We start from the raw sequence: 21,607 nt of genomic DNA, 5'->3' as shown, positions 1-21,607 counted from the left end.
GTGCCACCTTTCGCATCCGTCGGTGGCAACATGGCAGCAGTTCCTGCCGTCACAGGGGAACGCGCAGCGCCCCGTCGATGAGCTGCGCAGTCTCCTCCGCGCCCGCGTACCCGCTGGTCAGCAGCTGTTCCCGGACCGCCCGCAGCCGGTCGCGCAGCCGCAGCGACTCCATCCCCTTGGCCCGTTCGGCCATTTCGGCCGCCGAGGCCACCGCCCGGTCCGCCTCGCCCTGGCGCAGCTGGATCTCGCACAGCATCGCGAGCCGGTGCACCCTCCCCCGGTCGTGCGCGGGGGTCCCCACGGCCTCCGCGGCCTGGGCGTGCGCCGCGTCGAGGTCCCCCAGGCTCAGCAGCGCCTCCGCCACCTGCACGTTGACCAGTCCGGGCTGTACGTAGCCCGTCTCGTCGGGCTCGGCGCCCGGCCGGATCCGCTCGGCGGCGGCCTCCGCGCTGCGGATGCAGGCCAACGCGGCCACCGGATCACCGAGTTGGGCGTAGGCCTTGGCCTGCATCGCGTACAGGTCCGCGGCCAGCGCCGGGGTGGTGTGCCGTCCGGCGGCGCGCAGCGCGGCCTCCGCGAAGGCGACGGCCTGGCGGTACTCCCGCAGGTGCAGCGACTGGTTGACCAGCAGGGCGATCACGTACGCGCCGAGCCCCCGGTCCCCGCTGGCCTTGGCGAGCCGCAGCGCCTGGTGGAAGTAGCGCTGGGCGAGCCCGTGGGCGTCGGAGTCGTACGCGCAGATCCCGGCGACCGCCACCAGGGACCCGGTGGCCCGGTGCAGGAGCCGGCCGATCCCGTCCGGGTAGCTGCCGCGGAGCATCGGAGCGGTCTCGCTGCCGAGGAAGCGGACGATCCGGGCGCGCGTCGCCATCCCGCCGGCCCGCCGGTACATCAGCTCGTAGTGCGCGCGGGCCGCCCGCAGGACCTCGATGTGCTCGGGCCCGATCCGGTGCGGGCCGGAGCGGGACACGTCGGCGTCCTCCGGCGGGTTCTCCCACTCCCACACCGGGATCACGGCCGGGGTCCCGGTGACGGCCTCGGCCGTGAGCAGCGCGGGCCGGCCCAGTTCGTCCGAGCGCCACAGGGCGGTGGCGCGGTCGACGAAGCCGCCGATCCGGGTCGTGTGCGGGCTGTGCTGTCCCGGGATCCCGAGCCCGATGTCCTCCAGTCCGACGGGCCGTCGCAGGCGTCCGCCGAGCACTTCGCAGATCAGGTCGGGCACTTGGCCGCGGGGGCGCTGCCCCTTCAGCCAGCGCGAGACCGCGGTGTGCTCGTAGCGCAGCGCGAGTCCGCGCGACCGGCCCGCCTGGTTGACGTGCGCGGCGAGTCCTGCGTGGGACATGCCCGCCTCGGCGAGGAGGGCGTCGAGCAGGGCGTTGGGCTGCATGGGCCCCTCCAAGGGCTCGTCGGATCCAGGCTAGTGGCTGGGGGCCCCGCGCGGGGTGCGGTGTGCTCGATTCACACGGGGTGTGAATCGAGTACGCGCATAAATGCGATGCGCACCCTGCCGCGCGGGGGCCCCGCGGGGTTTCACTTAAGAGCCTCGCCAAGGAGGCCGTCCGGGTCGTCGGCTCCCCCTCGTACAGTGCGACGACCCGGCACCGCGCCGCCCGCCCTGCTGTCTGCCCGACACTCCATGGCAGGCGGGCGGCGCACCACGGCTCCGCCGGGGCCCGGTTGGTCGCCGGGTGCCCGCCAGGAGCCGGGCCGCACCCGCACCGGGCCCGTCCACCGGCCCGGTGCGGAGTGGCTCCGCCGGTCGCGCGGGGACGGCCGGACCGGTGCAGGGCCGGTCCGGCTCCGCCGCCCGGCACGCACCCGGCCCGGCCGCAGGAGCGGCCCGTCAGGGGCGCTCGCCCCGGTCGCCACGGTCGTTGCGGAGCACCAGCAGGGTCACGTCGTCCGTGAGCCGTCCCCTGGTGTGGCGCAGCAGTGCGGCGTGCACGCCCGCGACCAGCCGCGCGGGCGTGGGCGCCGGCGCCCGCGCGAGGACGCCCCGCAGCGGGAAGAAGCGGCCCCGGCGGTCCCGGGCGTCCTCGGCGCCGTCGGTGTACAGCACGAGGACCTCGCCGGGGCCGATCTCCCCGCAGTACCGGGACCGGAGGTCCGGCGGCAGGGGGACCACCCCGAGCGGCGGCAGCGTCTCGCCGCCCGCGAGCGGACGTACCGTGCGCGCCGGCGGGACGGACGCCGGTGCCGGGCCGAGGCGGTAGGGCCAGGGGTGGCCGCAGTTCAGGGCCTCCACCGAACCGTCCGCCGCGATCTGGAGCAGCAGCACCGTCACGAACTCCTCCGCCACCGTGGACCGCGGCCGTTGCGGTGAGGCCGACGGGGGCTCGGCGCGGGCGCGTTCGCTCAGGTGCCGCTCCAGGGAGCGTTCCATCCGCCGCAGGACCCCGGCGGGCTCGGGCTCGTCGTGGGCCGCCTCGCGGAAGGAGCCCAGGACCGCGGCGGCCGCCCCCAGGGCCGGGAGGCCGTGGCCCCGTACGTCCCCGATCAGCACCCGTACGCCGTACGCCGTGGTCACCGCTTCGTACAGGTCCCCGCCCACGGCCGCGCCCCGGCTCGCCGACAGCTGGGCGGCCGCGAGCGCCAGGCCGTCCATCCGCCCGGGCAGCGGTCTCAGCAGGACCTGCTGGGTGGCTCCGGCGATCTCCCGCGAGCGGCGCAGTTCGGCCACCAGCCCCTGGCGGACGCGCAGCGCGCAGCCCGTGGCGAGGAGCAGGAAGGCCGCGCAGGTGGCGAGGCCCGGCCCCGGCCGCCCGGGGGCGGACGGCTCCCAGGACACCGCGGCGCCGCCTCGGGCGAGGGCGCACACCCGGCGCACCCGGGGCCTCTCCGCGTGCGTGATCATCCGTAGGACCCTCCCCCTCCGGCTCGACGGCCGGAACGATTGTGTCGACCTCCTGACGTACTGGACACAGGTCACCGTTGTTCTCACCCCAATGAGTGAGGGGCCCCTCCGGTGATCCGGAGGGGCCCCTCGATCGGGTTCTGCGGCGGGGCGCTACGCGCCGCGCAGCACCGCCCCGGTCCGCTCGCCGGCCAGGGCCACCGCCGCGTCGCGCGCGGCCGTGGACTCCTCGGCGGTCAGCGTGCGGTCGGTCGCGCGGAAGCGCAGCGCGTACGCGAGGGACTTCTTGCCCTCGCCCACCTGCTCACCGGTGAACACGTCGAACAGCCGCAGGGACTCCAGCAGTTCACCGGCTCCCTTGCGCAGCGCGGTCTCCACCTCGGAGGCCGGGACCGACGCGTCGACGATCAGCGCCACGTCCTGGGTCGCCACCGGGAAGGAGGAGATCCGGGGCGCCTGGAGGGCCTCGCCGCCGGCCGCCGCGAGACGGTCCAGGTCGATCTCCATGGCGCTGGTACGGGCGGGCAGGCCCATCGCCTTGACCACGCGGGGGTGCAGCTCACCGGCGTGGCCGATGACCGTCTCCACGCCGTTCAGGACGACGACCAGCTCGGCGCAGCGGCCCGGGTGCCAGGGGCCGTACTGGCCCTGGCGGACCACCAGCTCGGTACCGGCCTCGACGGCCAGCGCGCGGGCGGCCTGGACCGCGTCGGCCCAGTCGGCCGGACGGCCCTTGCCCCACCAGCCGGCCTGCTCGCGGGCGCCGGCCAGCACGACCGCGGCGTGGCGCGGCTGCGCGGGCAGGGCCGCGTTCAGGGTGGCGATCTCCTCGTCCGTGGGACGACGGTCCACGGGCAGGCGTACGGCGACGCCCGGCCGGTCGCCGGCGAGGAAGACGGAGCCCGTCTCGAAGAGCGCGAGGTCGTGGCTGCCCCGGCTGTCGTTGCGGCGCAGCGCGCCGAGCAGACCCGGCAGCAGCGTGGTGCGCAGTGCCGGCTCCTCGTCGGAGATCGGGTTGACCAGCTTGACCACCTGGCGGGCGGCGTCGTGCGCCGGCAGCTGGAGCTGGTCGAAGACGCCCTCACCGAGGAACGGGTAGCTCAGCGCCTCGACGTAGCCGGAGCCGGCCAGCGCGCGGCCGGCCCGGCGGTGCAGCAGCTGCCGGGCGGTCAGGCCTCGGCCGGAGGGCACCTGCGGGAGGGTGGACGGGAGGTTCCCGTAGCCCTCCAGCCGGATGACCTCCTCGGCGAGGTCGTTGGGCTCGGCGAGGTCGGGACGCCACGAGGGGACGGTGACGACGAGCTCGTCCTGGCCGTAGACGTCGCAGCCGACCTCCTGGAGGCGGCGCACGACGGTCTCGCGGCCGTAGTCCATGCCCGCGACCCGGTCCGGGTGGTCGGCGCGCATCGCGATGGTGCGCGGGGCGCCCGGGGCGGTCAGCTCGGTGACCCCGGCCTCGGCGGTACCGCCGGCGAGCAGCACGAGCAGGTCGACGGTCCGCTGCGCGGCCGCGGCGGCGGCCTGCGGGTCGACGCCCCGCTCGAAGCGCTTGGAGGCCTCGGAGGAGAGCTTCAGGCGGCGGGCGGTGCGCGAGATCGACACGGAGTCGAAGTGCGCGGCCTCGACGACCACGTCCGTCGTACCGGTGACGGCGCCCGTCTCCGGGTCGGTGACGGAGTCGGCGATCTCGGTGTGGGCACCGCCCATGACACCGGCGAGCCCGATGGGGCCGCTGTTGTCGGTGATCACCAGGTCCTCGGCGTCGAGCGTGCGCTTGACCCCGTCGAGGGTGGTGAACTTCTCGCCCTGCTCGGCGCGCCGGACACCGATGGCGCCGTCGAGGCGCGAGCGGTCGTAGGCGTGCAGCGGCTGGCCGAGTTCGAGCATCACGTAGTTGGTGACGTCGACGGCGAGCGAGATCGGGCGCATGCCCGCCTTCTGGAGGCGGCGCGTGAGCCAGATCGGGGACCGGGCCTCGGGGTCGAGACCGGTCACGGTGCGGGCGGTGAAGCGGTCGCAGCCGGCCGGGTCGTCGACCTTGACCAGGTAGCCGTACGAGTTCGGCGCGGGCACGTCGAGCAGCGCCGGGTCGCGCAGCGGCAGGCCGTAGGCGGTGGCGGCCTCGCGGGCCACACCGCGCATGGACATGCAGTAGCCGCGGTCCGGGGTGATGTCGATGTCGAGGACCTCGTCGACGAGCTGGAGCAGCTCGATCGCGTCGGTGCCGACCTCGTGCTCCGGCGGCAGCACGATGATGCCGTGCGTGCCGTCGTCGCCCATGCCCAGCTCGTCGCCGGAGCAGATCATGCCGTGCGAGGTGCGGCCGTAGGTCTTGCGCGAGGCGATCGCGAAGTCCCCGGGCAGGACGGCGCCGGGCAGGACCACGACGACCTTGTCGCCGACGGAGAAGTTCCGGGCGCCGCAGACGATCTCCTGCGGCTCACCGGTGCCGTTGGCGGAGCCGACGTCGACCGTGCAGAAGCGGATCGGCTTGCGGAAGCCCTCCAGCTCCTCGATCGTCAGCACCCGGCCGACGACCAGGGGGCCCTTGAGCCCGGCGCCGAGCTGCTCGACGGTCTCGACCTCCAGGCCGGCGTCGACGAGCTTGGCCGCCACGTCACGGCCGGTCTCACCTGCGGGGAGGTCTACGTACTCCCGCAGCCACGAAAGCGGGACCCGCATCAGATCTCCATCCCGAAGGGCCGGGTGAAACGAACGTCACCCTCGACCATGTCTCGCATGTCTTCAACGTTGTGACGGAACATCAGCATCCGCTCGATGCCGAAGCCGAAGGCGAACCCGCTGTACTTCTCCGGGTCCACACCGCAGGCGGTCAGCACCTTGGGGTTGACCATGCCGCAGCCGCCGAGCTCGATCCAGCCCTCGCTGGAGCAGGTGCGGCAGGGGCGGTCGGGGTTGCCCACCGAGGCGCCGCGGCACACGTAGCACTGCATGTCCATCTCGGCGGACGGCTCGGTGAAGGGGAAGAAGTGCGGGCGCAGGCGCGTGGTGGTGCCCTCGCCGAACAGCTCCTGGACCATGTGGTCCATGGTGCCCTTGAGGTCCGCCATGGTCAGGCCCTCGTCCACGGCGAGGAGCTCGACCTGGTGGAAGACGGGCGTGTGCGTCGCGTCGAGCTCGTCGGTGCGGTAGACCCGCCCCGGGCACACGATGTAGACGGGGGGCTTGCGCTCCAGCAGCGAACGCGCCTGCACCGGGGAGGTGTGGGTGCGCAGCACGACGCCGGACTCGTCGCCCTCGGTGCCCTCGGGCCCCCGGACGAAGAACGTGTCCTGCATCTGGCGCGCCGGGTGGTCGGGCGTGAAGTTGAGGGCGTCGAAGTTGAACCACTCCGCCTCGACCTCGGGGCCTTCCGCGACCTCGTAGCCCATGGCCACGAAGATGTCCGCGATGCGGTCCATCAGCGTGGTCAGGGGGTGGCGGGCGCCGGCGGGCACGCGGTCGTAGGGCAGCGTGACGTCCACCGCCTCCTCGACCAGCACCCGCTCGTCGCGCTCGGCTTCGAGCGCCACGGTGCGGGCCCCGAAGGCCTTGTTCACGGCGCCGCGGGCCTGACCCACGAGCTTGCCCGCCGTGGCCTTGGCCTGCGGGGGCAGCGCGCCGATCTCCCGGTTGGCGAGCGCCAGGGGCGAGCGGTCGCCCATGTGCGCGGTCTTCGCCTCGCGGAGCTCGTCGAGGTCGCCGGCGGACGCGAAGGCGGCGAGCGCCTCGTCCCGCATGCGCTCGATCTCTTCCGGTTTCAGTGCCTCGACCTCGACAGGGTCGTACGACTTGTTCGGTGCCGACATCTCTTCCCGTACTTCCGATGGCTGGCTGGTGGTCCCCGTACGACTCGATCGGCACAAGGACACAAAGGTGCCAAAGGACGAGTCTAAGGGCCGTCGGGGGTGGAGGAGCCCGTGGGCCGCCTGGCGAGACGCTCCGCAGGGTTACTGCGTGAGGTAGGCCGGTGCGCTCACGGGCAGGATAAATCGGAACTCGGCCCCGCCGCCGGGGCCGCGGCCGACCGTGATGGTGCCGCCGTGGGCCTCCACGATGCCCTTGACGATGTACAGGCCCAGGCCGGTGCCGCCGCGCTTGCTCCCCCGCCAGAAGCGGGTGAAGACGCGGCCCATCGATTCCTCGGGGATCCCGGGGCCTTCGTCGGTCACGGTGACGGCGGTTCCCTTCTCGTGCGGCGCCACGTCGATGGTGACCGTTCCGTCACCGTGGCGCACCGCATTTTCGAGGAGGTTGCCGAGGATCTGGTCGATCTTGTCCGGGTCGGCCCAGCAGTCGGGCAGCGGACGGCTGACCCGTACGAGGAACCGTTCGGGGGCCTGGCCGTTCGCGGTGAGCGCCTGGACGTGGCGGCCGACGGCGGCGGCGATGTCGACCGGCTGACGGCGCACCTCCAGGCGGCCCGAGTCGATGCGGGAGATGTCGAGCAGCTCGGCGATCAGGCGGGTGACGCGGTTGGCGTCGGCGTCGACGGTCTCCAGCATCAGCCGCTTCTGGTCGTCGGTGAACCGCTCCCACTTGGCGAGGAGGGTCGCCGTGAAGCCCTTCACCGAGGTCAGCGGGGAGCGCAGCTCGTGCGCGACGGTGGCGATCAGCTCGGCGTGGCTGCGTTCGGTGCGGCGGCGGGCCTCGGTGCCGCGCAGGGTGACCACGAGGCGGCACAGCGGGCCGGTGGGGTGGCTGCGGACGTAGCGGGCGGAGACGAGCACCTCACGGCCGCCGGGCAGGAGCAGGTTCCGCTCGGGCTGTCCGCGGCGGGTGGCGAGGCCGCCGTAGGGGTCGGTCAGGGCCCACCAGCGGCGGCCTTCGAGGTCTTCGAGCGGCAGTGCCCGTTCGATGCGGGCGCCGAGGGCCTGGCCGGGGTCGGTGGCGGTCATCCGGGCGGCGGCCCGGTTGAAGCAGATCACCCGGCCGGTGTGGTCGGCGACGACGAGCCCGTCGGGCAGCTCGTCGGGGTCGATCCCGGACCCGGCCCATGCGGGGGCGTCGTCCACGGTCCCGGGACCCGCGGACGCGTGGCCGGGGGCGGAGGCCGCCGCGGCGCCCGACGGGGCGGAGCCGCGGGCCGGGCCGGGTCCGGGCGCGGAAGCCGGGGCCGCGGCGGAAGGCCGGGGGGGAGCCGCGGGACGGCCCCGGGCGGAGGAGGCCGCCTGGGGCGGTACGCCGCGCAGGCCGTCGGCGGCGGGCGCGGGTCCCGCCGGGCCGTGGCCCGCGGGCCCGGGGGCGTCCCGCAGCCGCTCCTCGGCCGCGCCCGCGGCCTCCTGCGAGCTGTTCGTACCGACGGTCATTTCCCCGTACCCCACATCTCCGAGTAGCGCAGTGGGCCCCCCGGGCGGCCACATTACTAGCTGGGGGTCACGGAGCGGCACCCTCCGGGCGCCCGCTGTGCACGCGCGGAGGCGTACAGGCACACGGCGGCGGCCGTGGCGAGGTTCAGGCTCTCGGCCTTGCCGTGGATCGGGACCCGTACGACGGCGTCCGCGAGCGCGCGGGTCTCCTCGGGCAGGCCCCAGGCCTCGTTGCCGAAGACCCAGGCCGAGGGGGTGCCCATGGTGCCCGCGTCCAGCTCGGCGTCGAGGTCGTCCGTACCGGCCCCGTCGGCCGCGAGGATGCGCACGCCCGCCGCCCGCAGCCCTTCCACCGCCTGTTCCACCGGGACGCCCACGGCCACCGGGAGGTGGAAGAGGGAGCCCACGGAGGCCCGTACCGACTTCGGGTTGTACAGGTCGACGGAGGCGTCGGTCAGCACCACCGCGTCGGCGCCGGCGGCGTCCGCGCAGCGCAGCACGGTGCCGGCGTTGCCGGGGTCGCGGACGTGCGCGAGGACGGCCACCAGGCGGGGGCGCGCCCTGAGGATCTCCTCGAAGGGCGAGTCGAGGAAGTGGCAGACACCCACCAGGCCCTGCGGGGTGACCGTCTGGGAGACCTCGGCCAGCACCTCGTCGGAGGCGTAGTGCACGCGCGCGCCGGCCAGCAGGGCGGCCTCGACGATGTCGGCGTAGCGCTCGGCGGCCTCGACGGTGGCGAACAGCTCGATCAGGGTCGCGCCCTGGGACCCACGGTGCTCGACGGCCTCGCGGACGGCCTGCGGCCCCTCGGCGATGAACCGGCGCTCCTTGGTGCGGAAGTTGCGCCGCGCCAGGCGCCTGGCGGCGGCCACCCGCGGGGATCGGGGGGAGATCAGCTCGTCGGGGTAACCCATGGTGTCTGCGGTTCTCTCTGGGGGTTCCGGGGGCGGGCGGGGCGAAAGCACACGGACCCGCAGGCGAATCGCCTGCGGGTCCGTGGGGGCCGGCCGCGTGGAGCGGGCCGGCTAGCCCTTAGGCAGCGGCCTTGGGGGCGTTGACGTCGGCCGGAAGCGCCTTCTGGGCAACCTCGACGAGCGCGGCGAAGGCGTTGGCGTCGTTGACGGCCAGCTCCGCGAGGATCTTGCGGTCCACCTCGATGTTGGCGGCCTTCAGACCCTGGATGAGGCGGTTGTACGTCATGCCGTTCTGGCGGGCAGCGGCGTTGATGCGCTGGATCCACAGCTGACGGAAGTCGCCCTTGCGCTTCTTGCGGTCGTTGAAGTTGTAGACCAGCGAGTGGGTGACCTGCTCCTTGGCCTTGCGGTACAGGCGCGAACGCTGACCGCGGTAGCCGGAGGCCGCCTCGAGGATCGCCCGGCGCTTCTTGTGGGCGTTTACTGCCCGCTTGACGCGTGCCACTTTTTAACTCCTTGTAGCGGGGCCGTGGATGTCTTCACACGGCCCGAATTCGATGGGGTCCCGGTCTTGACGTCCGTCCGCTCCCGGCGAGGGGAGCGGAGGGCATCAGATGCCGAGAAGCTTCTTGATCTTCGCGGCGTCGCCGGGGGCCATCTCCGCGTTGCCGGTGAGGCGACGGGTGACACGGGACGACTTGTGCTCGAGCAGGTGGCGCTTGCCGGCGCGCTCACGGAGCACCTTGCCGGAGCCGGTGACCTTGAAGCGCTTCTTGGTACCGCTGTGCGTCTTGTTCTTCGGCATGGCGCCGTTATCTCCTCGTCGGTGGCGCTCCCACCGGTCCCTGGGGACCGGCTGACGGGAGCGTCATGTTGTGTCGGTGATCCGAGACGGGCTGCCCCGGAATCAGGCCTCGGCGTTCGCCTCGTCGGCGGCGGCCTCGGTGACCTCAGCGGCCTCAGCGGCCTCGGTGGTCTCCGCCTCGACCGGGGCGTCCTCCTCGGAAGGAGTCACCTCGTCGTCGGTGGCGGCGACACCCTGGCGCTCGGCCTTGCGGGCGGCCTGCGCCTCGCGGGCTTCGGCCATCGCCTCGGTCTTCTTCTTGTGCGGACCGAGGACCATGATCATGTTGCGGCCGTCCTGCTTCGGGTTCGACTCGATGAACCCGAGGTCCTCGACGTCCGAAGCGAGGCGCTGGAGCAGGCGGTAGCCGAGCTCCGGTCGCGACTGCTCGCGACCACGGAACATGATCGTGATCTTGACCTTGTCGCCCTGCTTGAGGAACCGAACGACGTGACCCTTCTTGGTGTCATAGTCGTGCGGGTCGATCTTCGGCCGGAGCTTCATTTCCTTGATGACCGTGTGCGCCTGGTTCTTGCGCGCCTCACGGGCCTTCATGGCCGACTCGTACTTGAACTTGCCGTAGTCCATGAGCTTGCAGACCGGCGGGCGTGCGGAAGCCGCGACCTCGACCAGGTCCAGGTCGTACTCCTGCGCGAGCTCAAGCGCCTTCGCAAGCGGGACGATGCCCACCTGTTCGCCGCTGGGACCGACGAGTCGCACCTCAGGGACACGAATCCGATCGTTGATGCGGGGCTCGGTGCTGATGGATCCTCCTCGGTAGCACCACACGACTGCCTGGCAGACAGCCGCTGACGTCTTCTGTCGTCAGACCTACCGCGGCGGAGAATCAAAAAAAGCCCCGCCGGGCACAGGCGGGGGCTCCAAAACAACCGGAGCACCGCCGCGTGCGAACCGCGGGGCGCAGACTCGGGCAGCTTTCCATCGTCCGTACGGAACGATGGATACCGCCTGACCGGATGACCCGCCTCCCCGGAGGGTGGTCGGGTGGGAGATCGGAGCCTCCACTTGTGGGCCGGGCACACAGGTGTCCGGCCGGTCGAAGTACATACTAGCACCCGCATGGCAAGGCCGCCGCACGGCATATCGTGGGACGCATGACTGACGCGACGCCCTCCGATTCCCCCTCCTCCGCCCCGGACGCTCCCGACTACGACGACATGACCCGCGACATCGCGGACGTGCCCGCCGTCGAGGTCATCACCACGGTGGCCGTCCACCTGCTGAGCGCCGCCGCGGTCAACCTGGGCCTGGACAAGCCCGACTCCGAGCACAAGGACCTCGACGAGGCCCGCAAGCTGATCACCGCCCTGGCCGGTCTGGTCACCGCCAGCGCCACCGAGATCAGCTCCTTCCACGCGGCGCCGCTGCGCGACGGCCTGAAGTCGCTCCAGCTCGCCTTCCGCGAGGCCTCCCTCGTCCAGGACGAGCCGGGCCAGGGACCGGGCGAGAAGTTCACGGGTCCCGTCTACGCCTAGTCCTGTTCCGGTACGCCGCCCCGCGGAGTACCCCGTACGTACGTGAAGGGGCGCCCGCCGATCACTGGCGGGCGCCCCTTTCGCGTACGCGCGTGCGCGACTCAGCGCGTGAAGAGCGGCTCACCCGGCGGGAGCGGGGCGTCGGCCGGCAGCAGGGCCATGTTCAGGCCCCGTACCAGGCGGGCCCGGAGGGTCACGTCGGCCGCCAGGGTCTCGGCGATCCGCTGGGCCGTCCGGGCCGGATCGGCGTCGGCCGCCAGGAGCACGGCGAGGGTCCCGTCGGCGCCGGAGCCGCCCGGGACCAGATGCGCGCGCAGCACGGCCGGCTCCGCCACGACGGCGGCCCGTACCGCTTCCCGTACCGCCGGCGCGGCCAGCGGGTCCGCGTCCGTACGGCCTTCGGCGAGCGCGAGCAGCGCCGGGCCGGTCAGCTGGTAGGGGACGGGGCCGGCCAGGTCGAGGACGATCGTGTCGGCCTTCTCGTGCGCGGCGGCGGCCAGGGCCTGGTGCAGCGGGACGGCGACGGGCCGGGCCGCGGGGTCCCACAGGGCCAGCGAGGCGATCGAGGTGAAGGCGGGCAGGGCCCGCCGGTCGCCCGCCGTCAGGGTCGGCACGGCCATGTCGCTGGTCTTCTCGCGCTTGAGGCCGGTCTCCGGGTCCGTCTCGACCTCGCCGAGCACCGCCACGACGGGCACCAGCAGGCGGGCCTCCTTGAGGGCCGCGAGCAGCTGCGGTTCGGCCGCGCGGTCGGCGGCCCAGGCGGCCAGGGCCGCGCTCAGCCGGGGATCGGCGGTGCCGTCGTCGTCGGAGAAACCGGGGTCTGGAATGTTCTTGGTGGCCACAGTTACCCGACCCTATCCCGGCGGGCGGCGCGGGGACGCCGGGCCAGTACGCCGGCCAGCACGAGCAGCGCCGCTCCCCCGGCGGCGGCCGCCCCGGCACCCAGCCGGGCCCGCCGCTCCGGTGGCCGCACGGGGTCGGGGCCCGCACCGAAGTACGTCCGCCCGGCCGGGACGGGCGCCGGGACCGCCGGTTCGGGGCGCAGCCCGTCGGCGGCCTGGAGCGCGGCGACGGGGTCCACGGTGCCGCGGCCGAGGGAGTCGTCGCGGCCGCCGGCCGGGCGGTCGGTGGCGGTGTCCTCCAGCAGCTTCTTGATCTGCGCCGGGGAGAGGCCGGGGTGGGCCGCCTTGACCAGGGCGACGGCGCCGGAGACGAAGGCGGCGGCCGCACTGGTGCCCCACCCCTCGTAGTAGGCCCGGTCGGGGTCGGCGATGACCACGTCGACGCCCGGGGCGCTGACGTCGGCGTACCAGTGGCGGGTGGAGAAGGACGCCTTGCGGCCATGGCGGTCGACGGCGGCGACGGCGATCACCCCGGGGTAGGCGGCGGGGTAGGAGGTGTGGTCGCCGCGTTCGCCGCCGTTGCCCGAGGAGGCGACGACGACCACGCCTCTGCCGAGGGCGTACTGGACGGCCTCGTCCTCGGCGGCCTCGTGGTGGGCGGTGTCGCTGTCGTCCCCCAGCGACAGGTTGATCACGTCGGCGCCGTGGTCGGCGGCCCAGCGGATGCCCTCGGCGAGGGCGCCGGACTTGCTGTCGCGGGCCTGGGCGCGGCCCGGGTCGCCCTCCTCCAGGATCACGCGGACGGGGAGGATCCGTGCGTGGGGGGCGATCCCGAGGACGCCCTGGGAGCGGTCGGGGCCGTGGCCGTGGCCGGCGATGATGCCGGCCATCGCGGTGCCGTGCCGGGCCCAGGCGCGGTCGCCGCGGCCGGCGCCCATGCCGACGAGGTCGGTGCCGTCGAGGACCTGGCCGGCGAGGTCGGGGTGGGTGGCGTCGACACCGGTGTCGAGGACGGCCACGGTGACCCCGTCGCCCTGGGTGGTGCCCCAGGCCTCCTCGGCACGCAGGGCCAGCAGGCCCCACTGGCGGTCGCGGATGGTGTCGGCGGCGGCCGGGGGCGCGGCGACCACGGTGAACAGGGCGGCCAGGGCGATACCGCTGGTGGCGGTGACGGTGGCGGCGGCGGTTCGGCGGGGGGAGGTCATCGGCGGAGCTCCGGGCGCGGGGTGGCCGTGGGGGCGGGCGGGGCCGCGAGCGCGCCCAGGGTGCGGCCGACCCGGTCGGCCACGGCCTGGGCCGCGTGGCCCAGGCCCGCTTCGGCGACCGTTCCGGTGGCGCCGTGACGGACCGCGTCGGCGGCCGGGAGCGGTGCGTCCATGGTGCGGCCGTCGGCGAAGGCGGAGACCGCGTAGACCACGGCCGGGGCCCGGTCGGTGACGGCCGCCGTCCAGGCGGCCCGGCGGGAGTCGGCGTACTCGTAGGCGGGCGGGGCGGGCAGGCGGCCCCGCAGGCCGGCCATCACGGTGGCGTCGGCGGGGGTGAAGACCAGGCCCACGGTGACCAGGGAGCTGCGGGTGGTGTCGGTGTAGGTGGCGCGGAGCACGCGGGTGCAGCCGGCCGCGGCGAGCGCGGCGCGCCACTCGGGGGTGAGGGCGGCGGCGCAGTCGGCGTCGGGTGCCAGTGCGATCCGGGTCCAGCTGCGGTCGGCGCCGCCGGGGCCGGTGTCGGGGCCGTCGAGCACGGGCGGCAGGAGGCTGTCCACGGGGGCCGAGCGCCAGAGCGAGGCGGCCTCGCGGTAGGCGGCGTCGGGGGGCAACGGCCGGTGCGCGGCGCGGTGTTCGTTCCAGGCGATGGTGGCCGCGCCGGCGAGGAGGCCGGTGCCGAGGAGGGCGCTGAGGGTGGCGGCGAGGACCCGGCCGGGGTGGCGGCGCGGGGCCGGGGGCGGGGGCGGTCCGTGCTCGCCCAGGACCGCGGTCCCTGGTGTCGACGTGGTCATCCGGCGGCTCCGCCCCCCGTTCCGTACGGCTGCCTGCCCGTACTCTACGGGGCGGTTGGCGCTGCCCTGGCCGGGCGGGGGTGGGGGTGGCCGGGGTCGGGGCATCGCAGCCGAACCCAGCCCCGCCGGCGTTCGAGGCGCGGGGGTCGGGGCGGAGCCACGGGGTTTTCGGCGGGGGTGCGTACCCCTACCCACCGGTACACCCGTCTGGCAAGCTGCCGCCCATGACTTCCGACCGGGCTCGGTACGACCGGGCGACCGCGCATCTCGACGCGCCCCTGGCCATCGTGGACCTCGACGCCTTCGACGCCAACGCCGACGACCTCGCACGACGCGCGGCCGGCAAGCCGATCCGCGTCGCGAGCAAGTCCGTGCGGTGTCGAGCCCTGCTCGAACGCGTGTTGGAGCGGCCCGGGTTCGCCGGGATCATGTCGTACACGCTCGCCGAGTCGCTGTGGCTGGCCCGGTCCGGGTTCGAGGACGTGCTGCTCGCCTATCCGTCGGCGGACCGGGCGGGTTTCGGGGAGCTGGCGCACGACGCGAAGCTGGCGGCGGCCGTCACGGTGATGGTGGACGATCCCGCGCAGCTGGACCTGATCCAGGGGGCGCGGAGCGGGGGCGCGGAGGAGATCCGGGTCTGCCTGGAGCTGGACACGGCCCTGCAGCTGTTCGGGGGCCGGGTGCGGGTGGGGGCGCGGCGCTCGCCGCTGCGGGAGCCCGGTGAGCTGGCCGCGCTGGCGCGGGCGGTGCAGGAGCGGCCCGGGTTCCGGGTGGTGGGACTGATGGGCTACGAGGGCCACATCGCCGGGGTCGGTGACGCCCTGGCCGGCCGGCCGCTGCGCTCGCGGGTGATCCGGCTGATGCAGGCGACGGCCCGCCGGGAGCTGGCCGAGCGCCGGGCCGAGGCGGTGCGGGCGGTGCGCGCGGTGGTGCCGGACCTGGAGTTCGTCAACGGCGGCGGCACCGGCAGCGTGGCCGAGACGGCGGCCGAGGACGCGGTGACGGAGATCGCCGCCGGGTCGGGGCTGTACGTGCCGCGGCTGTTCGACAACTACACCTCGTTCCGCGGCCGGCCCGCGGCGCTGTTCGCCCAGCCCGTGGTGCGCAGGCCCGGGGTGGGTGTGGTGACCGTGCTGGGCGGGGGCTATCCGGCCTCGGGGGCGGCGGGCGCCGACCGGCTGCCGGTGCCGTACCTGCCGGCGGGGTTGCGCTACGACCCCCAGGAGGGGGCGGGCGAGGTGCAGACGCCGCTGCTGGGGAGCCCGGCCGACGATCTGCTGATCGGCGACCGGGTGTGGTTCCGGCACGCCAAGGCCGGTGAACTGTGCGAGCGTTTCGACACGTTGCACCTGGTCGAGGGCGACCGGGTGACGGCCACCGCCCCGACGTACCGGGGCGAGGGCCGCACGTTCCTCTAGTTCTGGAAGACGCTGTCCGTCTGGTCGGGGACGACGCTCGTGTCGCCCCGGCGGACGGGGCCGGCCGTGCCGTCGTGGTCGACGTAGCCGGTGGTGGAGCAGGGGTAGGGGCCGGTCTTCTGCTTCTTGGGCTCGATGAACATCGGGTTCACGATCCACTTGCCGTCGCTGTTGTCGTACGCGCGGCACATCAGCTCGTTCTTGTTGCGGTTGACGACCAGGCGCAGGGCGGTCGCGTCGCGCAGGAAGGAGATGTCGGTGTCGGAGTCGCCGGCGGCGAAGACCTGGCGCCGTGAGGCGGGCTGGACCTTCTCGGCGGCCGGGCCGCGTACGCCGAAGACCTCCTTGTTGATCCAGCAGCGCTTGCCGTCGATGTAGGTGATCATCGTGTCGGCGCCGTCCTTGACGGAGCCGCAGCCCTGGAGGTGGGCGGTCAGCTTGCCGCCCCGGGTGGTGTTGCGGATGCCGATGACGTGGTCGGCCTTGACGCCGACTCCCTGGGCCCAGACCTCGACGACGGGCTGCGGGGAGGCGGAGCTGATCCACACGTCGAAGCCGGCCTTCTGGAGGCCCTTGATGAGGTCCTGCTGCTGGTCGTAGTAGCGGACCCAGCCGGTGGCGGTGGTGGTGCCGACCTGCTGCTTGGCGCCGACGGGCGCGGCGAGGTTCTCGGTGCGGGCGGCGGCGGCGAAGCCGCGGACCTCGCTCGCGGTCCAGCCCTGCATCAGCTGCGGCAGCCAGGCGTAGGCGGGTTCGGTCGTACGGTGGTCCCAGCCGGCGAAGGCGGCGGCGCCGGCGCGGGTGGCGGAGGTGCCGTAGACGGCGCCCAGCTCGTCGGCGCAGGCCGCGCCCGCGGGGGTGCCGGTGGGCAGCGGGGCGCCGGGGCGGGCGAGGGGGCCGCAGGCGGTGGCCAGGTCCCGGGCGGCGGCCGGGGTGAGGTAGCGGCTGGTGGTGGTCCAGTCGCCGCCGGCGGGCTGGCGGATCCTGCCGTTGCGCAGCAGCCAGAACATGGTGGCGTCGCCGACGTCGTTCTTGACGACGGTGTTGTCCCAGTCGAAGACGGCGACGGGCTTCTCGCGGGTGGGACGGTACGGGTTGCAGCTGCCGTACCGGTCGATGAGCTGCTGGAGGCGGGCCTGGTTGTCGCCGTACCAGCCGGCCGCGAGCTCCGGGGTGGTGCAGTGCGCGCCGGGCCGGGCCGCCTGGGCGGCGGGGGCGGCCGCGACGAGGGTGCCGGCCGCCATCGCGGCGGCGGCGACGGCTGCGGCCTGGAGCCGCCGGGTGGGGCTGAGTCGGGTCACTGGGATGGTCGCTCCTGATTCCGATGAAGATCGTCGGGGACGGTAGAGCACGACAGCCGGGCGTCGTGCGACGCCCGGCTGTCGAGGGGGTGGTGCGGAGGTGAACGTTTAGAGGGGAGTCACGTACGCGCCGGAGATACCGCCGTCGACGAGGAAGTCGGTGGCGTTGATGAAGGAGGAGTCGTCGCTGGCGAGGAAGGCCACGGCGGCGGCGATCTCGGTGGGCTCGGCGAACCGGCCGAGGGGGATGTGCACGAGGCGGCGGGCGGCCCGCTCGGGGTCCTTGGCGAACAGTTCCTGGAGCAGGGGGGTGTTGACCGGCCCCGGGCACAGGGCGTTGACGCGGATGCCCTCGCGGGCGAACTGGACGCCGAGTTCGCGGGACATGGCCAGGACGCCGCCCTTGGAGGCGGTGTAGGAGATCTGGGAGGTGGCCGCTCCCATGATGGCCACGAAGGAGGCGGTGTTGATGATGGAGCCGCGGCCCTGGCGCTGCATGTAGGGCAGGGCGGCCTTGCAGCACAGGTAGACGGAGGTGAGGTTGACGTCCTGGACGCGGCGCCAGGCGTCGAGCCCGGTGGTGAGGATGGAGTCGTCGTCCGGGGGCGAGATGCCCGCGTTGTTGAAGGCGATGTCGACGGAGCCGTAGGTGTCGAAGGCGGTCTTGAAAAGGGCCTCGACCTGCTCCTGGTCGGTGACGTCCACCTGGACGAAGGTGCCGCCGACCTCTTCGGCGGCGGCCTTGCCGGCGGCCGGGTCGATGTCGGCGCAGACGACGTTGGCCCCTTCGGAGGCCAGGCGGCGGGCGGTGGCGAGGCCGATGCCGCTGCCGGCTCCGGTGATGACGGCGGTGCGGCCGACGAGGCGGCGGCAGATGATCTCTTCGTTCGACATGCTGGTCAGGCCTCCGTGCTGATGAAGACGTTCTTGGTCTCGGTGAAAGCGGTGAGGGCGTCCGGTCCGAGCTCGCGGCCGAGCCCGGACTGCTTGTAGCCGCCGAAGGGGGTCGAGTAGCGGACGCTGGAGTGGGAGTTGACGGAGAGGTTGCCCGCCCGGACCGCGCGGGAGACGCGCAGGGCGCGGCCGAGGTCGCGGGTCCAGAGGGAGCCGGAGAGGCCGTACTCGGTCGCGTTGGCCAGGCGTACGGCGTCCTCCTCGTCCTCGAAGGGCAGGACGACGGCGACCGGCCCGAACACCTCCTCGACGGCGACGGGCGCGGTGGGGGCGGCGCCGGTGACGAGGGTGGGCGGGTACCAGAAGCCGGGGCCTTCCGGGGCCTTGCCCCGGAGGGTGGTGAGGTCGTCGGTGACGTACGCGCGCACGCGCTCCAGCTGGCTGCGGGAGATGAGCGGGCCCATCTGGGTCTTCTCGTCGAGCGGGTCGCCGACGGCGATGGACTCGATGGCGGGGGCGACGAGTTCGAGGAAGCGGTCGTAGGCGCCGCGCTGGACCAGGATCCTGGTGCGGGCGCAGCAGTCCTGGCCGGTGTTGTCGAGGTAGGCCATGGGGGCCGCGGCCGCGGCCGCCTCGATGTCGGCGTCGGCGAAGACGATGTTGGGGCTCTTGCCGCCGAGTTCGAGGGTGATCCGCTTCACCCGGTCGGCGCACTTGGACATGATCTGCTTGCCGACGCGGGTGGAGCCGGTGAAGACGATCTTCGCGACTCCGGGGTGCTCGACCAGGGCGTCCCCGGCGACCGCTCCGTGACCGGGGAGCACCTGGAAGAGGTGCTCGGGGATCCCGGCTTCGAGGGCGAGTTCGGCGAGGCGCAGGGCGGTGAGCGGGGTGGTCTCCGCGGGCTTGAGGATGACGGCGTTGCCCGCGGCGAGGGCGGGGGCCAGGCCCCAGGCGGCGATCGGCATGGGGAAGTTCCAGGGGGCGATCACGCCGATGACGCCGAGGGGTTCGAGGAAGGTGACGTCGATGCCGCCCGCCACGGGGATCTGCCGGCCGGAGAGGCGTTCGACTCCCCCTGCGGCGAATTCCAGCAGGTCGCGTACGTTGCCCGCTTCCCAGCGGGCGTTGCCGATGGTGTGGCCGGCCTCGCGGACCTCCAGCCGCGCCAGTTCCTCCAGGTGTCCGTCGACGGCCGCGGCGAAGCGGCGCAGAAGTCTGGCCCGGTCGGCGGGGGCGAGTGCCGCCCATCCCCGCTGGGCCGTGGCGGCCCGCCCGACGGCCGCGTCGACATCGTCCCGTGTGGCGGCCGGGACGGTGGCGACGAGTTCCTCGGTGGCCGGGTTCAGGACTTCCAACACGTCGGACAACGTGGTGCCTCTCTGGTGTGCGGTGAGGTGCGGGTGGCGTGCGGTGGGGTGGACCCGGGCCCTACAGGCGCTCGAAGGAGCGGCGCAGTTCCCAGTCCGTGACGGCGGAGTCGTAGGCGTCGAGTTCGACGCGGGCCATGTTGCGGTAGTGGGCGACGACTTCGGGGCCGAAGGCCGCCTTGGCGATCTCGCTGTTCTCCCAGAGCTCCGCGGCCTCGCGCAAGGTGGCCGGGACGTGGGCGTAGTCGGCGGTGTAGGCGTTGCCGGTACAGGCCTCGGGGAGTTCGAGGCGGTTCTCGATGCCGTAGAGGCCTGCCGCGACCAGGCCGGCGACGGCGAGGTAGGGGTTGACGTCACCGCCGGGGAGGCGGTTCTCGAAGCGGGTGGAGCGGCCGTGGCCGACCACGCGCAGGGCGCAGGTGCGGTTGTCGAAGCCCCAGGCGACGGCGGTCGGGGCGAAGGATCCGGGGCGGAAACGCTTGTACGAGTTGATGTTGGGGGCGTAGAGAAGGGAGAAGTCGCGCAGGGCGGCGAGCTGGCCGGCCAGGAAGTGCCGCATCACGGGCGACATGCCGTCCGGGCCGTCACCGGCCATGGCGTTGTTGCCGTCGGCGTCACCGAGTGAGAGGTGGATGTGACAGGAGTTGCCCTCGCGCTCGTCGTACTTGGCCATGAAGGTGAGCGAGACGCCTTCCTGGGCGGCGATCTCCTTGGCGCCGGTCTTGTAGACGGAGTGCTGGTCGCAGGTGGTGAGCGCCTCGTCGTAGCGGAAGGCGATCTCGTGCTGCCCGAGGTTGCACTCGCCCTTGGCGGACTCCACGACCAGCCCGGCGGCCTGCATCTCGTTGCGGATGCGGCGCAGCAGGGGTTCGACGCGGCCGGTGCCGAGGACGGAGTAGTCGATGTTGTACTGGTTGGCGGGGGTCAGGCCGCGGTAGTTGGCGTTCCAGGCCGCCTCGTAGGTGTCCTGGAAGACCATGAACTCCAGCTCGGTGCCGACCATCGCCTTGTACCCGTGTTCGGCGAGGCGTTCCAGCTGGCGGCGCAGGATCTGGCGGGGGGCGGCGACGACGGGAGAGCCGTCGTTCCAGGCGAGGTCGGCGAGGACGAAGGCGCTGCCGGGGTTCCAGGGGACGCGGCGCAGGGTGGCGAGGTCGGGGTGCATGGCGAAGTCGCCGTAGCCGCGGTCCCAGGAGGACATCTCGTAGCCGTCGACGGTGTTCATGTCGGTGTCGACGGCGAGGAGGTAGTTGCAGCCCTCGGTGCCGTGGGCGAGGACCTCGTCGAGGAAGAACTGTGCGGCGAACCGCTTGCCCTGGAGGCGTCCCTGCATGTCGGGGAAGGCCAGGACGACGGTGTCGATCTCACCGCTCGCTACGAGGGCACGGAGCTCCTCGGGGGCGAGCGGGGGCTTGCGGTCTACCACTGGAATCTCTCCTTCGGTGAGCCGAGGGGGCCTAAGGTATTGAATAGAACCATTGCTTGGGAAGGGGAGGAGCCGAGATGACCGACACGGCGGGTGAGGGTGGCGCGATCGCGCGGCTGAATCCCGTACTGCGACAGGTGCGGGCGGGCAACGGTTTCGAGGAGGCCCTGGAGCAGATCCTCCAGGTGGTGAGGCTGGGTCTGGTGCCGGGCGGGGAACGGCTGCCGCCGGAGCGCGAGTTGGCGGAGCGCATGGGGATCAGCCGCGTCACCCTGCGCGAGGTGCTGAAGGTGCTCCAGGACCAGGGCCTGGTGGAGGCCCGGCGCGGCCGGTACGGAGGGACGTTCGTGCTGTCCCGCCCCGACACCCCGGCGGGCGGGGCCGAGGAGGAGCTGCGGCGCCGGGTGGCCGGGGTCGACATCGAGGACGTCCTGCGCTTCCGCGAGGTGCTGGAGGTGGGCGCGGCCGGCCTGTGCGCCGCGCACGGGCTGACCGAGGAGGGCACGGAACGGCTGCTGCGCGCGCTCACCGCCACCCATGACGCACCGCTGCCCGACTACCGCCGCCAGGACACCCTCTTCCACCTCACCCTGAGCGAACTCGCCGGCTCCGCCTCCCTGACGGCCCAGTACGCGGCCGTCCGGGCCAAGGTGAACGACCTGCTCGACTGCATCCCGCTGCTGGTGCGCAACCTCGAACACTCGCAGCAGCAGCACACGGCTCTGGTGGAGGCGGTGCTGGAGCGGGACGCCGAGGGGGCGCGGGCGGTGATGCGCGAGCACTGCTGCGGGACGGCGGCGCTGCTGCGCGGCTTCCTGGCCTGAGCGGATCCGGGTCGGTCCGGTGGGGCGGGAGAGGTTTTCGTAACCCCTGTTTAACGCACGGGTCTTGCGCCCGCCACACCCAGGACGCAAAGGTACGCCTCACAACCATTGCATTGCCC

Annotated in this window: 19 protein-coding genes; 3 read left to right on the top strand and 16 right to left on the bottom strand. The window is 73.5% G+C overall.

Features of this window, described 5'->3' with window-relative positions; translation table 11 throughout:
• Positions 1 to 49: 49 nt before the first annotated feature.
• From ACZ5D2_RS03645 to infC, 9 genes are all read right to left on the bottom strand, one after another.
• Complete coding sequence (locus ACZ5D2_RS03645; RefSeq protein WP_371679354.1) at positions 50 to 1,387, bottom strand: transcriptional regulator; 1,338 nt, start codon at positions 1,385 to 1,387, stop codon at positions 50 to 52.
• 456 nt (positions 1,388 to 1,843) lie between these two features.
• Positions 1,844 to 2,854: a PP2C family protein-serine/threonine phosphatase gene (locus tag ACZ5D2_RS03640; RefSeq protein ID WP_371679353.1), complete on the bottom strand. Its 1,011-nt coding sequence runs from the start codon at positions 2,852 to 2,854 to the stop codon at positions 1,844 to 1,846.
• 153 nt (positions 2,855 to 3,007) lie between these two features.
• Positions 3,008 to 5,536, bottom strand: a complete 2,529-nt coding sequence (gene pheT, locus ACZ5D2_RS03635) for a phenylalanine--tRNA ligase subunit beta (RefSeq protein ID WP_371679352.1) — start codon at positions 5,534 to 5,536, stop codon at positions 3,008 to 3,010.
• Complete coding sequence (gene pheS / locus ACZ5D2_RS03630; RefSeq protein ID WP_371679351.1) at positions 5,536 to 6,663, bottom strand: phenylalanine--tRNA ligase subunit alpha; 1,128 nt, start codon at positions 6,661 to 6,663, stop codon at positions 5,536 to 5,538. Before pheS ends, pheT begins: the two co-directional genes overlap by 1 nt.
• A 141-nt stretch (positions 6,664 to 6,804) precedes the next feature.
• Positions 6,805 to 8,163: a sensor histidine kinase gene (locus ACZ5D2_RS03625; protein ID WP_468926953.1), complete on the bottom strand. Its 1,359-nt coding sequence runs from the start codon at positions 8,161 to 8,163 to the stop codon at positions 6,805 to 6,807.
• A 56-nt stretch (positions 8,164 to 8,219) separates the two neighbouring features.
• Positions 8,220 to 9,077, bottom strand: coding sequence for a TrmH family RNA methyltransferase (locus tag ACZ5D2_RS03620; RefSeq protein WP_371679349.1), 858 nt, complete (start codon positions 9,075 to 9,077; stop codon positions 8,220 to 8,222).
• Positions 9,078 to 9,195: 118 nt separating this feature from the next.
• On the bottom strand, positions 9,196 to 9,582 hold the full coding sequence (gene rplT, locus ACZ5D2_RS03615) for a 50S ribosomal protein L20 (RefSeq protein ID WP_007263143.1): 387 nt from the start codon (positions 9,580 to 9,582) through the stop codon (positions 9,196 to 9,198).
• Positions 9,583 to 9,687: 105 nt separating this feature from the next.
• Entirely contained in the window at positions 9,688 to 9,882 is a 195-nt protein-coding gene (rpmI, locus tag ACZ5D2_RS03610) for a 50S ribosomal protein L35 (protein ID WP_030012385.1), read from the bottom strand.
• Positions 9,883 to 9,984: 102 nt separating this feature from the next.
• Positions 9,985 to 10,710, bottom strand: coding sequence for a translation initiation factor IF-3 (gene infC, locus ACZ5D2_RS03605; protein ID WP_371679348.1), 726 nt, complete (start codon positions 10,708 to 10,710; stop codon positions 9,985 to 9,987).
• 326 nt (positions 10,711 to 11,036) lie between these two features.
• On the opposite strand from infC, the gene ACZ5D2_RS03600 reads away from it, so the two are divergent.
• A complete protein-coding gene (locus ACZ5D2_RS03600) occupies positions 11,037 to 11,417 on the top strand; it encodes a DUF1844 domain-containing protein (protein ID WP_266838104.1) in 381 nt (126 codons plus the stop codon).
• Between the two features lie 101 nt (positions 11,418 to 11,518).
• On the opposite strand, the gene ACZ5D2_RS03595 is transcribed toward ACZ5D2_RS03600, so the two are convergent.
• Genes ACZ5D2_RS03595 through ACZ5D2_RS03585 form a run of 3 tightly spaced genes read right to left on the bottom strand, consistent with a single transcriptional unit; the run spans position 11,519 to position 14,255 of the window.
• Positions 11,519 to 12,259, bottom strand: coding sequence for an SseB family protein (locus ACZ5D2_RS03595; protein WP_468926946.1), 741 nt, complete (start codon positions 12,257 to 12,259; stop codon positions 11,519 to 11,521).
• Between the two features lie 2 nt (positions 12,260 to 12,261).
• Positions 12,262 to 13,464, bottom strand: a complete 1,203-nt coding sequence (gene mycP / locus ACZ5D2_RS03590; RefSeq protein ID WP_468926943.1) for a type VII secretion-associated serine protease mycosin — start codon at positions 13,462 to 13,464, stop codon at positions 12,262 to 12,264.
• Positions 13,461 to 14,255 carry a hypothetical protein gene (locus tag ACZ5D2_RS03585; RefSeq protein ID WP_371679345.1) on the bottom strand — a complete coding sequence of 265 codons (795 nt, stop codon included), beginning with the start codon at positions 14,253 to 14,255 and terminating at the stop codon, positions 13,461 to 13,463. The genes mycP and ACZ5D2_RS03585 overlap by 4 nt, the downstream gene beginning before the upstream one ends.
• 224 nt (positions 14,256 to 14,479) lie before the next feature.
• Between ACZ5D2_RS03585 and ACZ5D2_RS03580 the strand changes: the two genes are divergently transcribed.
• Positions 14,480 to 15,673: an amino acid deaminase/aldolase gene (locus ACZ5D2_RS03580; RefSeq protein ID WP_371679344.1), complete on the top strand. Its 1,194-nt coding sequence runs from the start codon at positions 14,480 to 14,482 to the stop codon at positions 15,671 to 15,673.
• Here the strand turns inward: ACZ5D2_RS03580 and ACZ5D2_RS03575 are convergent.
• From ACZ5D2_RS03575 to ACZ5D2_RS03560, 4 genes are all read right to left on the bottom strand, one after another.
• Positions 15,670 to 16,974 carry a haloacid dehalogenase-like hydrolase gene (locus tag ACZ5D2_RS03575; protein WP_371679343.1) on the bottom strand — a complete coding sequence of 435 codons (1,305 nt, stop codon included), beginning with the start codon at positions 16,972 to 16,974 and terminating at the stop codon, positions 15,670 to 15,672. The two genes, ACZ5D2_RS03580 and ACZ5D2_RS03575, sit on opposite strands and share 4 nt — an antisense overlap.
• Before the next feature lie 108 nt (positions 16,975 to 17,082).
• Entirely contained in the window at positions 17,083 to 17,868 is a 786-nt protein-coding gene (locus tag ACZ5D2_RS03570) for a 3-oxoacyl-ACP reductase (protein ID WP_030233697.1), read from the bottom strand.
• Between the two features lie 5 nt (positions 17,869 to 17,873).
• The gene (locus ACZ5D2_RS03565; protein WP_468926937.1) at positions 17,874 to 19,238 is read right to left on the bottom strand and encodes an aldehyde dehydrogenase family protein; all 1,365 of its coding nucleotides are present in this window, start codon (positions 19,236 to 19,238) and stop codon (positions 17,874 to 17,876) included.
• Positions 19,239 to 19,299: 61 nt separating this feature from the next.
• A complete protein-coding gene (locus ACZ5D2_RS03560) occupies positions 19,300 to 20,664 on the bottom strand; it encodes a glutamine synthetase family protein (RefSeq protein WP_371679341.1) in 1,365 nt (454 codons plus the stop codon).
• 77 nt (positions 20,665 to 20,741) lie between these two features.
• Here ACZ5D2_RS03560 and ACZ5D2_RS03555 point away from each other — a divergent pair, with 77 nt between their 5' ends.
• On the top strand, positions 20,742 to 21,488 hold the full coding sequence (locus ACZ5D2_RS03555) for a FadR/GntR family transcriptional regulator (RefSeq protein WP_468926933.1): 747 nt from the start codon (positions 20,742 to 20,744) through the stop codon (positions 21,486 to 21,488).
• The last annotated feature ends 119 nt before the right edge of the window (positions 21,489 to 21,607 follow it).

The organism is Streptomyces sp. NPDC031479, from assembly GCF_055581065.1.
The sequence above is the reverse complement of the archived record's forward strand: the minus strand, read 5'-3'. Positions and strand labels throughout refer to the sequence as shown.

What these genes read in the sequence shown, in the direction of transcription:
- ACZ5D2_RS03645 (WP_371679354.1), bottom strand. Translation starts at nt 1,387, where the DNA reads ATGCAGCCCAACGCCCTGCTCGACGCCCTCCTCGCCGAGGCGGGCATG.
- ACZ5D2_RS03640 (WP_371679353.1), bottom strand. Translation starts at nt 2,854, where the DNA reads ATGATCACGCACGCGGAGAGGCCCCGGGTGCGCCGGGTGTGCGCCCTC.
- pheT (WP_371679352.1), bottom strand. Translation starts at nt 5,536, where the DNA reads ATGCGGGTCCCGCTTTCGTGGCTGCGGGAGTACGTAGACCTCCCCGCA.
- pheS (WP_371679351.1), bottom strand. Translation starts at nt 6,663, where the DNA reads ATGTCGGCACCGAACAAGTCGTACGACCCTGTCGAGGTCGAGGCACTG.
- ACZ5D2_RS03625 (WP_468926953.1), bottom strand. Translation starts at nt 8,163, where the DNA reads ATGACCGTCGGTACGAACAGCTCGCAGGAGGCCGCGGGCGCGGCCGAG.
- ACZ5D2_RS03620 (WP_371679349.1), bottom strand. Translation starts at nt 9,077, where the DNA reads ATGGGTTACCCCGACGAGCTGATCTCCCCCCGATCCCCGCGGGTGGCC.
- rpmI (WP_030012385.1), bottom strand. Translation starts at nt 9,882, where the DNA reads ATGCCGAAGAACAAGACGCACAGCGGTACCAAGAAGCGCTTCAAGGTC.
- ACZ5D2_RS03600 (WP_266838104.1), top strand. Translation starts at nt 11,037, where the DNA reads ATGACTGACGCGACGCCCTCCGATTCCCCCTCCTCCGCCCCGGACGCT.
- mycP (WP_468926943.1), bottom strand. Translation starts at nt 13,464, where the DNA reads ATGACCTCCCCCCGCCGAACCGCCGCCGCCACCGTCACCGCCACCAGC.
- ACZ5D2_RS03585 (WP_371679345.1), bottom strand. Translation starts at nt 14,255, where the DNA reads ATGACCACGTCGACACCAGGGACCGCGGTCCTGGGCGAGCACGGACCG.
- ACZ5D2_RS03580 (WP_371679344.1), top strand. Translation starts at nt 14,480, where the DNA reads ATGACTTCCGACCGGGCTCGGTACGACCGGGCGACCGCGCATCTCGAC.
- ACZ5D2_RS03570 (WP_030233697.1), bottom strand. Translation starts at nt 17,868, where the DNA reads ATGTCGAACGAAGAGATCATCTGCCGCCGCCTCGTCGGCCGCACCGCC.
- ACZ5D2_RS03555 (WP_468926933.1), top strand. Translation starts at nt 20,742, where the DNA reads ATGACCGACACGGCGGGTGAGGGTGGCGCGATCGCGCGGCTGAATCCC.